Genomic DNA, 14,295 nt, shown 5'->3' with positions numbered 1-14,295 from the left:
GAAATACACTTCGGGCGAGCGGGTAGCGTTTCGTCCACAGTGGTTCCCGTCCGATACGGGTGATCATTCGACCTATGCGTAGCGAGAGGCGAGCCAGAGCATGACTGTGGTATCCGGTCAGCGGCCGGTCGGCGAGATCCGGACCGTCGCGTGGGACGCGGCGGAGCAGGATCTGCGCGCACTGTTCGGGCAGTCCCGCGTGGTTTTCGCCTCGCTCGCGGGCCCGGAGCAAGTGGTGGAGAGCGCGAATCCAGCGTTCTCCGCCGCTCTGGGCCGAGACCGCGCCGGCATCGGGGTCGCGCTGGGCGAGCTCGTGCCCGGGCTGGTCGATCAGGGTGTTGTTGCCGTGCTCGACGAGGTCTATCACACCGGTGAATCCCGCACGGGCCGTGACGTTCTGGTCGCGCTCGGCAGCGGTGCGCAGAAGCGGCAGGCCTTCTTCGACTTCACCTATGAGCCACGTCGCGACGACGCGGGCTCGGTGATCGGGACCCGGATGATCGGCGTGGAGACCACCCAGGTCAAGCAGGCCCAGCGGCTGATGGCCGAACAACGTGCCCTGGTGGAGCAGATCGCGCGGCAGGCGCCGCTGGCCGACGTGCTGGACGGGATGGCACGCTGCATCGAAGATCTCGCGCTCGAACAGGTACTCGTGTCCGTGCTGCTCGCCGATCACGACGGCAAGCACCTGCGCCACGGCGCCGCGCCGAGCCTGCCGGACTTCTACAACGAAGCCATCGACGGGATCGCCACCGGCGAGGGCGTCGGCTCGTGCGGCACCGCCGCGCACCGCCGGGAACCGGTCATCGTCACCGACATCGGCACCGATCCGTTCTGGGACGACTTCCGCGAGCTGGCCGGGCGGGCGGGGCTGGCCGCGTGCTGGTCGACGCCGATCCTGGCCCGCGACGGCAGCCTGCTCGGCACGTTCGCGATGTATCACCGCAGTCCGCGCGTGCCGCAGGACAGCGACTTCGCCCTCGCCCGCGTATTCGCCGACACCGCGTCGCTGGCCATCGAACGGCATCACATCGAAGAGGCGAAGGCGGCGGCCGAGGCGCGCGCCGAGGCGGCCCGAGCCGAGCTGACCCAGGCACTGCGCGCGGAGAGCGCGTTGCGCGCCGAGGCGGAGCAGCGGGCCGAGGCGGCCGCCGAACTCGCCGCGCGGATGCGCAGCGCGGCAGCCGCGCAGGCCGCGGCGCCGCATCCGGATCGCTGCCAGCTCGGTGGTCCCGAAAAATGCACCGCGGCAGCCGAATTGAAGATCGCCGATTCCTGGGGCGACTCGGCGTGGGGGTGCACCTCGCACGTCGAAGAAGCCATCCTCAACGTGCGGTCGGTGTTCATCGCCAGCGAGGAACTCGGCGGCTTGGCGGCCTACCTCAACCGCTGACGCAGCGGATCAGGCGGGTATCTCGCGCACGTCTGCCCGCAGTCGGTCGCGGAACAGCGGCGGCAGGTAGTGCAGGATCAGGACCGACCAGGTCAGGTGGGTCAGCAGGGGTGCCTGGATGCCGCCGGTGGCTCGGCGTTGCAGGCCGAACAGGGTGCCCATGAGGACCGAGGCCAAGACCAGGGCCGGGTTGCGGGTCGCGGCGGTGGTGCAGGCGTAGATCCCGGTCGAAACCAGGACCGGATGCTTGCCCGCCACCGAGTAGACGGCCCCGCGGAAGAAGATCTCCTCGGCCGCGCCGTTGGCGAGGGTGATCAGCAGTACCCGCGGTGTGGGTCCCTGTTCGGCATAGCTCAGGACGCTGGTGATCGCCTTGCGCAGGAAGGGGATTCGGCGGGCGATCAGGCCGCAGCCATAGAACGCGGCGAACGTCCCGGCACCGATCAGGACGGGACCGAGCACCGGGCGTCGCGGTTCGGTCTCCTCGACGGCGTGTATGCGACCGCCCAGTGTCCAGGCCGCCGCGGTCGCGAGGGTGAGCCGGTAGAAGCGGGCGGAATCGGGTTCGGCGGCGAACGAGGCGCCGAGCAGTCCGGTGCCCGCGACCGTGACCGCCGCGACCCGGCGTCGACGTGCGGCCAGCGGGCGAGCGGGTCGGAGTCTGCGGCTCATGCGGTCTGATCGGCTTCGGCGCGCTCGTCGAGGGCCCGCCGCACGGCGTCGTCGTAGGGGAGCGGTTCGAAGGGCACCAGCTCTCGAATGCTGTTGTTCCGGACCACCACTTCGTTGGACATCGAGTCGACCAGCGTGCGCCCCGTCGTGGTGTCGACATCGGTCACCAGCGACAGCCACAACGACGAAAGCTGCGGGGAGAGCAGCGGAACGGGCACAATCACCAACGGCCGTTTCTCGATAGTGGCGACCCGGCGCAACATATCGGCGTACTCGAGCACGTCGGGACCGCCGATTTCGAAGGTGCGCCCGGCGGATTCGGGGTGGTCGAGCACGCCGACCAGGTAGCGGACCACATCGTCGACCGCGATCGGCTGGGTCCGGGTGCGCACCCAGCGGGGGGTGACCATGGCGGGCAGGTGTTCCACGAGCTGGCGGGTGATCTCCCAGGAGATACCGCCGTGGCCCACAATGATTCCCGCACGCAGCGTGGTGACCGGCACGCCCGCCTCGGCGAGCAGCCCCTCGACCTCGCGCCGGCTGCGCAGATGCGCGGACAGGTCGTCGCTGTCCTCGCCGAGGCCACCGAGATAGATGATCCGCTGGACCCCCGCGTCGGCGGCGGCACGGCCGAAGTTGCGGGCGGCCTCGGCGTCCCGGCGCTCGAAATCGGCTTCCGCCAGCGAGTGCACGAGATAGTAGGCCGCGGTGCAGCCGGCCATGGCGGTGCGCAGCGAGGCGATATCCGCGACGTCCGCGCCGACCGGGGCGCCCGCGCCTCGATAGGACTCGGGGTGCCTGGTCATGGCGCGGACGGAATGGCCCGCGTCGATCAATTCCGGGCATAGGCGAGTCCCGACGAAGCCGGTCGAACCCGCGACGAGCACTGTCATCAGAGCGTCCTGTCCGTAGTTCTGGCGTGGAGTCGGCTGGATGCCGGGTTGGGCGAGCTGCATGTGCCACGCTACTCAGGACAACCCGTCATCGCATCAAACATGCATCGCTTGTGACCCGCCAAACATGGTGCGCCTATTTGCCACCGCCACGTCGCTAGGTCGAAATGCGTTGGAGATCGCTGATCAGCCAGCGCCCGTCGGGTTGCTCTTCGGCGGTGACGACGGTTGCTATCAGGCAAAGAGCGGGGTTCGGAGCGAGATCGCTGGTCGAGGACTGTTTGACATAGCCGATGCCGAGCGCGGTGGTGCCGTTGATGGCTCGTAATCCGCAGTTGAATTCAATTACTTCGCTCCGGCTGTTGGTGGCGAACAGATAATCCCGAGTCGCTCGTTGAGTATCGATGAGCTGTTGGCGATGCGCGCCGGTCGCGGAATCAATTGCTCCCGCGAAATACTCGTCCAATGCTTGCGGGTGATAAGTCCACGTGTGATTGATGTAATTATGAATGGAATGCAATGCGGCGATATGGCGACTGCCGATGCGCGATATCTCCGGGGCGAGGTCGGCCGCCGGTGCGGTTCTCGTCGCAAGGGTGCTGGCGGACGCCGCGCTGGCGGTGGGGGTGTTCGTGCTGGTGCTCGCCGTCGTGGCCGCCTGGGCGGCGACGGAATGCGCATCGCCGGGATTGCGGAGAAAAGTGGTCGAGCCGATGGCGACGGCGCCCAATGGTATGACGCCGGCGAGGGCGGCCAACTTGCGTCGCCCGAAACGCGGCCGGGCGGTCTGTACTTCGGGAAACGGGGGAGGTGATGCCGGAGCGAACGGGGGTGGCTCGTTTTCGATCACAGGATGATTCCTCACTGTTGGTCGGCCGACCGCGCGATAGTACCGACACCGGTGAGGGCCGGTGAAAGAATTCATGAACTCCGTACCGCGCCGGGCGATTCGGTCAGAAATAGGAACTATGCGCCGATAGTGTATTAATTCCGAATTGCGCCGATCTCCGCGTATCAGTGCAGGTCGAAAGGCTGTCCTGTGCTGATACCTGTCGCCTCCCGGTATTGAGTGCTGGGCGGTTGCTACAGGAACACGGCCGGTGCGACCGGCAGGCGGCAAGTGTCCGGGGCCGGTCCGGGCACGCGCCCTGCGACCCGCGTCGCCTCGACACGCCCGGGCGCGTTTTGATGCAGCGATTGTGCATCGCTACTATGATCGGCTCATGAAATCGGCCGCGGATAACTCGCGTGGGTCGCCGGAACCGCTCGGCAGCACGAGCTCAGGGTGACCGACCCCAGCGACGTCGACGAGCCGGCGGCCGAATACACAGTGGGCGAGGTCGCCGGCCGGCTCGGCATTCCGGTGGCGACCTTGCGCAGCTGGAATCGCCGGTACGGACTCGGTCCGTCCGGGCATATGCCGGGCCGGCATCGGCACTACGCCGCCGAGGACCTGGCGATGATCAGGCGAATGGTGGATCTGGTGCGGACGGGTGCCAGTCCGGCGAGCGCGGCTCGGGCCGCTCGCGCGACCGTCGCGCCGGTGCTCGGCGACGTGGCGCCGGTGCTCGCCGCCGGGCGCCGGCTGGACGGCGTGGAATTGCTCGCCACGATTTCCGCGCACCTTGCCCGCTACGGAGTGGTAGCGACCTGGAACCGCCTGTGCCGTCCGGCTTTCGCGGAAATAGTCGGCCGCCAGGCGCGCGAAGGTGGGCTCATCGATGTCGAGCATCTGCTGTCCTGGGCGGTCGCGACAAGTCTGCACCGGACCGTGCCGATACCCGGCCGCGGTGCCGGGCGCAGGGCTATCGTGCTGGCCTGCACCGCCGAGGAGAATCATGCGTTGCCGTTGGAAGCGCTGCGGGCCGCGCTGGCGGAGCGCGGTCTCGCCGCGGTGTTCCTGGGGCCTTCGATGCCGGACAGCGGGTTGGCGGATGCCCTGTCCAGGCAGGAGCGGCCGCCGCTGGTAGTGCTGTGGTCGCAATCGGTGCTGACCGCGCAGCCCGGGGCGATTCGTGTCGCGCTGGCGAATTCGAGTGGTGTGCTGCTGGCCGGGCCGGGCTGGTACGGCAGCGATCTGCCGCCCGGAGCCCGGCACGTGAATTCGCTGGAGGACGCGGTCGAGCAGATCGTGCGCGCGCTCGGCGATACCTGAGCGCGTCCCGGTGCGGTCGAGTGTCGGACACCCCGCATGCTTGTCGATTTGTTAAGTTTCTGAAATAGTCGAGATGGTGTGCATCGCTTCTGCATCATTTGGCGTACGATGGTTTCTGACCGGATTCGCGCGGGACAGTTCCCGGACGAGTCGATGCCGCGCGTGGTACGGAGCTGTGCCGCATCGGGCGGTGTGGCTTCCCGGCGTGCCGCGGGCATTTGTCGACAGCGTGGAAATGCGTTGCGACAGCGGTGATCTGGTCGCGTGCTCGAAGACGACGTGTACCGAATCCCGCTACCGGACGAGTGAAGGACTGTGAGGATGGCTCGGTATCTGCTGGCCGTGAGTGCGATACCTGGACACGTCGCGCCCATGGTCGTCGTGGCGGAGGCGCTGCGCCGCCGCGGGCACGACGTGCACGTGCTCACCGGCGCGGCCTTCCGGGCGGAGGTGACCGCCCGCGGACTTGCGATGTCGGCGCTCCCGGTGGACGCCGAGGTGGCGCCGGTCGGGTCACGGCGCGGGCCGGGGGCGGTGCGGCGCTGGCGAATCGGCCGAGCCGAACTGAGGTCGGTGTTTCTGGCGCCCCTGGCCGCCCAGCACGCGGCGCTGGTCGCGGCGCTGGCGCGTGCGGATTTCGATGTGGTGCTGGTGGATTCGATGTTCACCGGGGCGATCCCACTGCTGATGTCGGAGCGGCCGCGGCCGCCGGTCGTGGTGTGCGGCGTGGGGCCGTTGACGTTGTCCAGCGCCGACTGCGCACCGTTCGGGGTCGGTCGGCCGCCCTGGCGCGAGCGCGACCACTCGCGGATGAATTGGTTCGTCCGGCAGGTGCTTTTCCGCGCCGATCAGGCGCGGTTGGACACCATCCTGCACGGCCATGACCTGCCGTCCGCGCCGGTCTTCCTGCTCGATTGGCCGCGGCTGGCCGATCGTCTGCTCCAGTTCACCGTGCCCGGATTCGAGTATCCCCGGCGCGACCTGCCGGCGTCGGTGGTGTTCACCGGACCGATTCCGAGTGCGTTCGGCGCCGACCGGGAGTTGCCCGCGTGGTGGAGTGCGCTCGATGGACAGCGGTTGGTCGTCCATGTGACGCAGGGGACTTGGGACAACCGCGATCTCGATCAGCTGCTGCGGCCCACGCTGGCCGCACTGGGGGGCCGCTCCGATGTCCTGATCGTGGCCGGCACCGGCGGCTCCCCGGCATCGGTGGGACCGTTGCCCGCCAACGCCGTCGCCTGTGACTTCGTCCCGTACTCGCGTCTGCTGCCGCACGTCGACGTCATGATCACCAACGGCGGCTACGGCGGGGTGCAGCAGGTGCTGCGGCACGGGATTCCGCTGATCGTCGCCGGCGACACCGCGGACAAACCGGAAGTGGCTGCGCGCGTGGCGTATACGGGAGCGGGCATCAATCTGGGCGGTGCGTCGCCGAGCCCGTCCGCGGTGGCGGCGGCCTTCGATCGAATAGTGCGCGACAACAGCTTTCGCGCCGCGGCCGGCCGGCTCGCCGCCGAAATGGCGCGGCACTCGCCGTTCGAGACCATCACCGCGGTGCTGGACGAGGTCGGCCTGTCCGCCGGCACGGCGCGGCGCCCGGTATCCGCCGAAAGTGTGATCGCTATCCCGCAGCGAGGGGAAACGCTATGAGTACCAAGCCTTTCGGTGTCAGCCCACCGTACGTCGACGGGGCGAAACCGCCCGGGTCCGGCGCGGGATTCGACGCCTGGTACGCGGGCAACCGAGCCCAGGTGCTGCACGAGCTGGACACCTTCTTAAGGAAGGTGGACATCGAGGATCTGCGCGACACCGGCGTCGACGCGATCCTGCGGCAGTACGCGGTCGGCGGCAAATGCGTGCGATCGACGTTCATGTATCTGGGCTGGCTCTGCGGTGCGCAGCCGGATCCCGCTGCCCTGCGCGCGGCCGCGTCCCTGGAGCTGCTGCACGGCTTCGCGCTGCTGCAAGACGATGTGATGGACGACGGGGCATTGCGGCGCGGATCGACGGCCGCGCATGTGCGCCTCACCGAGGGTTACCGCGAACGCGGCCTGCCCGGTTCCGCTGCCCGGTTCGGCGCGTCGGCGGCCATCTTGCTCGGCGACATGTGCCTGGTGTGGGCCGAGCAGATGCTGCGGGACAGCGGGATCCCGGACGCCGCGCTGCGTCGAGTGTGGGCCGGTTACGACGCCATGCGGATCGAGCTGGCGCGCGGCCAGTTCGCCGATTTGACCAATGACGTGCGGGCCCTGCCGAGCATGGATTCCGTGCTGGCCATCGCCCGCGCGAAGTCCGGCAACTACACGGTGCTGCGACCGCTGGAGCTGGGCGCGACCATGGCCGGATGTCCGGAACGGACGCTGATGATGCTGGCCCGCTACGGAACTCGGATCGGCGAGGCCTTCCAGCTCCGTGACGATCTGCTCGGAATCTTCGGCTCTGCCGCGACCACCGGCAAACCGGAGGACAGCGACCTGGGACAGCACAAGGCGACCAGTGTCGTGGTCGCCGCGTTTGAGAACGGCGACAGCACGGTCCGGCGGGAACTGACCGAATTGCTGAGCCGGCCCGAACTGGACGAGTCCGCGATCGCCCGATGCCGCGCGTTGATCGCGGCCTCCGGAGCCCCGGAACGGATCGAAACGATGATCACGGATCGAGTGGCGGAGGCGCGCACCGCGCTCGCCGACGCGGGGCTCGACGAGGACCGATATTCGGCGCTGGAAAACATGGCGCTGCTGTGCACCGCACGGCAACAGTGACGAGGAGGATCGATGCGTACAGTGACCGGGTCCAGCGACCACGTGGTGGTCGTCGGCGCGGGCCTGGCCGGCCTGTCCACGGCAATCCATCTCGCCGGGCGGGGGCGGCGCGTGACGGTGGTGGAACGCGCGGCCGTGCCCGGCGGGCGGATGGGCCGTCTCGACCTCGACGGTTATCGAATCGACACCGGCCCAACGGTATTGACCATGCCCGAGCTGCTCGACGAGGTGTTCGACGCGGTCGGCGAGCGCACCCGTGATCGCCTGAGCCTGCACCCGGTGACGCCGGCCTATCACGCGGTCTACGCCGACGGCCGCACCCTCGACGTGCACAGCGACCCGGACGCGATGGCGCAGGCCGTCACCGAATTCGCGGGCGCCGAGCAGGCCGCGGGATATCGGCGGCTGCGGGACTGGCTGAGCCGGCTGTATCGCGCGGAGTTCGATCGGTTCATCGCGGCCAACTTCGAGTCGCCGCTGTCGATGCTGACCCCGGCGCTGGCCCGGTTGACCGCGCTGGGCGGATTCCGCCGCTGGGACCGCAAGGTCGCCGAGTTCATCTCCGATCCGGACCTGCGCCGAGTCTTCACCTTCCAGTCGCTCTACGCCGGGGTCGCGCCGGACCGGGCGCTCGCGGCCTACGCGGTGATCGCCCACATGGACACGATGTCGGGGGTCTACTTTCCGCAGGGCGGGATGCGCTCGGTGCCCGACGCGCTGGCCGCCGCGGCGGTCGCCGCCGGTGTGCGGTTCCACTACCAGAGCACGGTCACCGAATTGGTGCGCTCCGGTGGCCGGGTGAGCGCGGTACACACCGATCAGGGCGAACGGATTGCTTGTGACGCAGTGGTTTTGACCACCGAACTGCATCGCACCTACGAACTGCTCGGGCATCGGCCGCGACGTCCCGGTGGGGTCCGATCGGCGCCGTCGGCGGTGGTGCTGCACCTCGCCTGCGACCGTCAGCCGGATCTGGCGCATCACTCACTACTGTTCGGCCGCGAGTGGGCGAGTTCGTTCCGCGAGATCATCGACGAGGGTCAGGTGATGTCCGACCCGTCGCTGCTGCTGACCCGCTCGACCGCGGGGGATCCGGCCTTGGCCCCGGCGGGCCGCGATCTGCTGTTCCTGCTGGCGCCGGCGCCGAACCTGCGCCGCGGACAGATCGACTGGGCGACCCGGCAGGGGGCCTACGCCGAGCAGATTCTGGATATCGCGCAGCGCCGCACGGGTTCTCGCTGGCCGGAGCTCGAGGTGTTGCGGGTGGTCACGCCCGCCGACTGGGCGGACCAGGACATGCTCGACGGCAGCCCGTTCGCGCTGGCGCACACCTTCGCGCAGACCGGCCCGTTCCGCCCGGCCAATATGATCCGCGGCCTCGACAATGTGGTGCTCGCCGGCGGCTCGACCGTGCCGGGAGTCGGTATCCCGCCGGTGCTGATCTCCGGTCGCCTCGCGGCCGACCGCATCACCGGACGCACGGACATCCGGCGCCGTTCCGCCTCACCCATCCGCCCCTCGTCCTGATCGGAAGACTATGACGCGCAGGGAACTAGCCGCGGCGGGCATCACCGATCCGTCGCTACGCGAATCCTATCGATGCTGCCGTGCGCTGAACGCCCGGCACGGCAAGACCTTCTTCCTCGCGACCAGACTGCTCGCGCCCGACCAGCGGCCTGGCGTGCACGCGCTCTACGGATTCGCGCGCCGCGCGGACGACATCCTCGACGAGTTCGATCCCGCCCGCACGGCCGGCGACCGAGCGGCCGACTTGGACGCGCTCGCCGGGCATTTCGTCAGCGGGGACAGCGGCGGCGATCCGGTGCTCGCCGCGGTGCTGCACACGGCGGACCGCTACGGCATCGAGGCGCACCTGTTCGACGCGTTCCTGGCATCGATGCGGATGGATCTGACTGTCACCGACTACCCGGACCGCGCCGCACTGGCCACCTACGTGTACGGGTCCGCCGAGGTGATCGGCCTGCAATTGCTGCCGATACTCGGGGTCACCGAATCCATCTCCGACGCCGCGCCGTACGCGGCCGCGCTGGGTAAAGCCTTCCAGCTCACCAACTTTCTGCGCGACGTCGACGAGGACCTGGCGCGCGACCGGGTCTACCTGCCCGCCGACGAACTCGCCGCGCACGGCGTCGACCGAGACCTGCTGGCCTGGTGCAGCCGCCGTCGGCAGGCCGAGCCGAGGGTCCGGCGCGCCCTGGCCGAGCAGCACGAAATAACCAGGGAGATATACCGATTCGCGCGTGGCGGGCTCGAACGACTGGCGCCGCGCTCGCGTCCCTGTGTGGCCACCGCGTCGACGCTGTACGCGGAGATTCTGGCGCGCATCGAGGATGCCGATTTCGAGGTCTTCGGGCGGCGGGCCAGGGTGGGCACCGCGCGCCGGGCGCGCGTCGGCCTCGCGGGCCTGACCCGTGCCTGGTGGGCCCGGCATTCGCCATCGAATGCGCCCTTGCGATCGACTATGCCGCAACAGCGCGAGCGAACCTAGGAGCCGAGATGGCGCATTGGCAATATCTTCTGATCTTGGTCCTCTGCCTGGTGCTGACGGCACCGCTGGAGTTCGTCGGTCCGGGGGTCTATCGGCGACCACGGCTGCTGCTGGTCGCGATCGCGCCCGCGCTCGTCGTCTTCGTGGTGTGGGATCTGCTCGCCATCGCCGGTGGGGTCTGGAGCTACGATCCGCGCTTCGTCCTCGATGTGCGGCTGCCCGGATCCATGCCCGTCGAGGAGTTCCTGTTCTTCCTGGTGATTCCGCTCTGCGGGCTGCTGACCTTCGGCGCCGTGGAGACGCTGCTCGCGCGCGCCCGCCCGGCCCGGATCCGCGACCGCGGAGCGGGCCGATGATCGACGGGATCGGCTACACACTGCCCGCCGTGCTCGCCGTTGTGGCGGTGTGCTTGCTCGAGCTGACTGTTCTGCACACCGGGCTGCTGCGCAAGCGGGCGTATTGGCTGTCGATGCTCATCGTCCTCGGATTTCAGATCCCGGTGGACGGCTGGTTGACCCGGCTCGACGCGCCGACCGTCCGGTACAACCCGGATCACATTCTCGGCCTGCGGTTTCCGTGGGACATCCCGATCGAGGACTTCCTGTTCGGCTTCGCCCTGGTGACGGCGGTGCTGCTGAGCTGGGAACGGGCTCGGCAGCAGCAGGAAGGACAGCGGCGATGACGACAGCACCACTCGGCCGGGATCCGCGCCGCGTGCGTTATCCGGCCCGGCCCGGACGACGCGACGTCGGGCAGAACGGTCATCGTCCGGTGGCGGTCGTGGTCGGCGCCGGAATCGCGGGGCTGGCCGCGGCCACCGGCCTGGCCGAACGCGGGTTCCGGGTCGAGGTGGTCGAGCAAGAGCGATACCTCGGCGGCCGGGTCGGCGGCTGGACCGAGCGGCTCGCCGACGGCACGCCGGTCGGCATGAACCGCGGCTTCCACGCCTTCTTCGCCCAGTACTACAACCTGCGGAAGTTGTTGTCCCGCAGCGATCCGGCGCTGTCGGCGCTGCACGGGATCGGCGACTACCCGCTCATCGACGCGGCCGGGCGCCGCGACAGTTTCCGCAACCTGCCGCGCACGCCGCCCTGGAACGCGCTCGCCTTCGCGCTGCGCAGCCCCACCTTCCGGCTGCGCGACCTCGTTCGCATCGATGCGCGAGCGGCAGCTCCGCTCGCCGCGGTGTCCGTGCCGGGTATCTACGACCGGTTGGACCACGTGGACGCCGAAACGTTCTTGCGGCGCATCAACTTTCCGGCCGCCGCCCGTCATCTGGCGTTCGAGGTGTTCTCCCGCAGCTTCTTCGTCGAGCCGCAGCACATGTCCGCGGCCGAGCTGGCGACCATGTTCCACATCTATTTCCTGGGCTCCAGCGAAGGGCTGGTGTTCGATGTGGCGCGGGACAATTTCGATGCCGCCCTGTGGACGCCGCTCGCGGATCATCTCGCCGGTGCGCCGACCCCGCACCGGCCGGGGCGGGTCGAGTTCCACACCCGGGTGGCCATCACCGAGGTCGAATCGAGGGACACCGGATTCCGGCTGACCGCGGACACCGGCGCCACGCTCGAGGCGGACGCGGTGGTGCTTGCCGTCGACGCCGGCGCGCTGCGCGCGTTGGTGACCCGGTCGCCGACCCTGGGAGATCCCGAATGGCGTTCGCGGATAGTGGAATTGGGTACCGCTCCGGCGTTCGCCGTGCTGCGGCTGTGGCTGAATCGGCCGCTGCGTGCCGACCGGCCTGGCTTTCTCGCCACCGGGAATCTGGATCCGCTGGACAACATCAGCGTCCTCGATCGCTACGAGCGCACGGCCATGGATTGGGCGCGGGACAACGGCGGCAGCGTGGTTGAACTGCACGCCTACGCCGCGGCCGATCGAACGCCCGCACCGGCGGAACAGCTGGCGATCCGGGACAAGCTGGTAGCGCGTCTGCACGATATCTATCCGGAATCCGCCGACGCCGAGGTCGTCGGCGAGCACCTGCTGTGGCGGCAGGACTGTCCGCGGTTCGCGCCCGGTGATTTCGCGCGACGTCCAGGGGTCCGGACACCGCATCCGCGGCTGATGCTCGCCGGTGACGGGATCCGGGTGGAGCTGCCGGTCGCGCTGATGGAGCGGGCGGCGACCACCGGCTGGCTCGCCGCCGATTACTTGTCCGAGGTTTGGGGCGGCGCCGGGCATTCGCTACAGACCGTGCCGGCCCGCGGCCGATCGACCCTGCTGCGCAGCTTCGCGGAAAGGCAGTCATGATGGGTAACAGTTCACCGCTACAACGGTTTTCGCCGGAGAAGTGGTCGCGGCAGCGGCCCACCTACCAGGATGCGGACCCGCGCGTCATCGCGAGCGCGCTGCGCTGGTCTCAGCAATTGCCGAGCGGCAATTGGTATGCGTTCGCGGCGAGCCGGAGCATCCGTGGCGACCGGCCCTTCGGCACCACGATCGCCGGCGTCGAGATCGTCGCGTGGCGCGATCGCGAAGGCGTGCTGCGCGTGGGTCCCGGCGCATGTCCGCACCTCGGCGCGCCATTGGCCGCCGCGCAGGTCGACGACTCCGCACTGATCTGCCGCTGGCACGGGTTGCGGGTGGGCCCGGCCGGCGACACGAGTCGGTGGTGTCCGTTTCCCGCCCATGACGACGGCGTGCTGGCGTGGGTGCGCCTGGATGCGGTCGGTGGCGAAACACCCACGGACGCACCGATTCTCGGCGCACGTCCGGCCGACTCGACGGTGCATGCGGTGACCCGGTTGATCGGCGCCTGCGAGCCGCGCGACATCATGGCCAACCGGCTGGACCCGTGGCACGGCGCGTGGTTCCATCCCTACTCGTTCGCCCGCCTGGAGGTGACGCAGACGCCGCCGCGCGAGGACATCACCGAGGAAACCCACCGTTTCCTGCTGACGGTGACTTTCCGGGTGACGCGTCGCCTCGGCGTCCCGGTCGAGGCCGAGTTCACCTGCCCGGACCCGCGCACCATCGTGATGCGCATCGTCGCCGGAGAGGGGAAGGGCAGCGTCGTCGAAACCCACGCCACGCCACTGGGTTCCGGACCGGACGGACATGCCCGCACCGCGGTGGTCGAGGCCGTGATCGCCGATTCCGAGCGTTCCGGATTCCGCTTCGCCCGCCATGCGCTTCCCGTGCTGCGCCCGCTGATGAATCACGCCGCCAATCGGCTGTGGCGCGACGATTTGGCCTACGCCGAACGCCGGTACCAGCTACGGCAACAGGATTCGTAGGCCTTACAGCCCCCTGACGGGGGAGCGGGTTGCCGGCGGCAACGAGGCCGCCGACAACCCGTTTCGGGATCAGCCGAGCGACAGGCAACCCTGGAAGGTCTGGAAGTCGCCCGCGAAGCCGACCCCGCCGGAACAGGTCGGGCCGGTGACCCCGTTGACGACCACGCTGGCGCCCGGTCCCGCGATGCCGATGGCCAGGCCCGGCCGGACGCCGATCGTGGTCACGGTGGCTCCCGGTCCCACCGCGATCGCGGCGGGACCGGACAGCGCCGCCGAGCTCGAGGTCGCCGAGCCGCCGTTCTGCGCGATGGCCAGCGACAGGCTGGTCGGCGCCGCGTCGGCCGACGCCGAGCCGTTGAGGCCGTACGCCGCTGCGGCCCCGCCGCCGGCGCTGGTCGCGGAGCATTGCGCGCCCGCGGCCGTCACCGAGGTGGCCGCGGCTCCCGGTGCCGGGCACGCGGTATCGGCGGCCGCGGCCTCGGGGGCCGCCAGCGCGAGGGCGCACGCCGCTGATCCGGCCCCGACGAGAGCTGCGGCACTGCGACGAGTGAATGAGATTTTCATGGTGTCTCCTGCGGTGTGCCGCCGGGTTTCACCGGCCGATGCGGGCGCCAAGCCCGACGGCAACGCCGAAATCTGTTGTGCGGATGCGGTTCACCGCGTCGGCGCATC

The 14,295-nt window shown here is 69.4% G+C and carries 14 protein-coding genes; 10 read left to right on the top strand and 4 right to left on the bottom strand.

What is annotated here, in order from left to right; all coding sequences use genetic code 11:
• Positions 1-100 precede the first annotated feature (100 nt).
• Positions 101-1,393 carry a GAF domain-containing protein gene (locus ACFYO1_RS16865; RefSeq protein WP_387231393.1) on the top strand — a complete coding sequence of 431 codons (1,293 nt, stop codon included), beginning with the start codon at positions 101-103 and terminating at the stop codon, positions 1,391-1,393.
• Positions 1,394-1,402: 9 nt separating this feature from the next.
• Here ACFYO1_RS16865 and ACFYO1_RS16860 read toward each other — a convergent pair whose 3' ends face one another.
• From ACFYO1_RS16860 to ACFYO1_RS16850, 3 genes are all read right to left on the bottom strand, one after another.
• A complete protein-coding gene (locus tag ACFYO1_RS16860) occupies positions 1,403-2,065 on the bottom strand; it encodes a CPBP family intramembrane glutamic endopeptidase (RefSeq protein ID WP_387231391.1) in 663 nt (220 codons plus the stop codon).
• On the bottom strand, positions 2,062-2,958 hold the full coding sequence (locus tag ACFYO1_RS16855; protein ID WP_387231389.1) for an NAD(P)H-binding protein: 897 nt from the start codon (positions 2,956-2,958) through the stop codon (positions 2,062-2,064). The genes ACFYO1_RS16860 and ACFYO1_RS16855 overlap by 4 nt, the downstream gene beginning before the upstream one ends.
• A 157-nt stretch (positions 2,959-3,115) precedes the next feature.
• Entirely contained in the window at positions 3,116-3,808 is a 693-nt protein-coding gene (locus ACFYO1_RS16850; RefSeq protein ID WP_387231387.1) for a hypothetical protein, read from the bottom strand.
• Between the two features lie 435 nt (positions 3,809-4,243).
• Here ACFYO1_RS16850 and ACFYO1_RS16845 point away from each other — a divergent pair, with 435 nt between their 5' ends.
• The 9 genes from ACFYO1_RS16845 (at position 4,244) to ACFYO1_RS16805 (ending at position 13,623) form a co-directional block, all read left to right on the top strand.
• Positions 4,244-5,113 carry a MerR family transcriptional regulator gene (locus tag ACFYO1_RS16845; protein WP_387231384.1) on the top strand — a complete coding sequence of 290 codons (870 nt, stop codon included), beginning with the start codon at positions 4,244-4,246 and terminating at the stop codon, positions 5,111-5,113.
• Positions 5,114-5,434: 321 nt separating this feature from the next.
• Positions 5,435-6,763, top strand: a complete 1,329-nt coding sequence (locus ACFYO1_RS16840) for a glycosyltransferase (RefSeq protein ID WP_387231382.1) — start codon at positions 5,435-5,437, stop codon at positions 6,761-6,763.
• A complete protein-coding gene (locus tag ACFYO1_RS16835) occupies positions 6,760-7,875 on the top strand; it encodes a polyprenyl synthetase family protein (protein ID WP_387231380.1) in 1,116 nt (371 codons plus the stop codon). The genes ACFYO1_RS16840 and ACFYO1_RS16835 overlap by 4 nt, the downstream gene beginning before the upstream one ends.
• Before the next feature lie 12 nt (positions 7,876-7,887).
• On the top strand, positions 7,888-9,402 hold the full coding sequence (crtI, locus tag ACFYO1_RS16830) for a phytoene desaturase family protein (RefSeq protein WP_387231378.1): 1,515 nt from the start codon (positions 7,888-7,890) through the stop codon (positions 9,400-9,402).
• Between the two features lie 10 nt (positions 9,403-9,412).
• A complete protein-coding gene (locus tag ACFYO1_RS16825) occupies positions 9,413-10,384 on the top strand; it encodes a phytoene/squalene synthase family protein (protein ID WP_387231376.1) in 972 nt (323 codons plus the stop codon).
• Positions 10,385-10,392: 8 nt separating this feature from the next.
• Positions 10,393-10,740, top strand: a complete 348-nt coding sequence (locus ACFYO1_RS16820; RefSeq protein ID WP_387231375.1) for a lycopene cyclase domain-containing protein — start codon at positions 10,393-10,395, stop codon at positions 10,738-10,740.
• A complete protein-coding gene (locus tag ACFYO1_RS16815) occupies positions 10,740-11,066 on the top strand; it encodes a lycopene cyclase domain-containing protein (protein ID WP_387231906.1) in 327 nt (108 codons plus the stop codon). The genes ACFYO1_RS16820 and ACFYO1_RS16815 overlap by 1 nt, the downstream gene beginning before the upstream one ends.
• The gene (locus tag ACFYO1_RS16810) at positions 11,063-12,637 is read left to right on the top strand and encodes an FAD-dependent oxidoreductase (RefSeq protein ID WP_387231373.1); all 1,575 of its coding nucleotides are present in this window, start codon (positions 11,063-11,065) and stop codon (positions 12,635-12,637) included. Before ACFYO1_RS16815 ends, ACFYO1_RS16810 begins: the two co-directional genes overlap by 4 nt.
• Complete coding sequence (locus ACFYO1_RS16805; RefSeq protein ID WP_387231371.1) at positions 12,637-13,623, top strand: DUF5914 domain-containing protein; 987 nt, start codon at positions 12,637-12,639, stop codon at positions 13,621-13,623. The genes ACFYO1_RS16810 and ACFYO1_RS16805 overlap by 1 nt, the downstream gene beginning before the upstream one ends.
• A gap of 69 nt (positions 13,624-13,692) precedes the next feature.
• Here ACFYO1_RS16805 and ACFYO1_RS16800 read toward each other — a convergent pair whose 3' ends face one another.
• Positions 13,693-14,187 carry a DUF6764 family protein gene (locus ACFYO1_RS16800; RefSeq protein WP_387231369.1) on the bottom strand — a complete coding sequence of 165 codons (495 nt, stop codon included), beginning with the start codon at positions 14,185-14,187 and terminating at the stop codon, positions 13,693-13,695.
• Between the last annotated feature and the right edge of the window lie 108 nt (positions 14,188-14,295).

This window comes from Nocardia sp. NPDC006044, assembly GCF_042871115.1.
GTDB lineage: Bacteria > Actinomycetota > Actinomycetes > Mycobacteriales > Mycobacteriaceae > Nocardia.
This window is presented reverse-complemented; position numbering and strand designations above follow the sequence as displayed.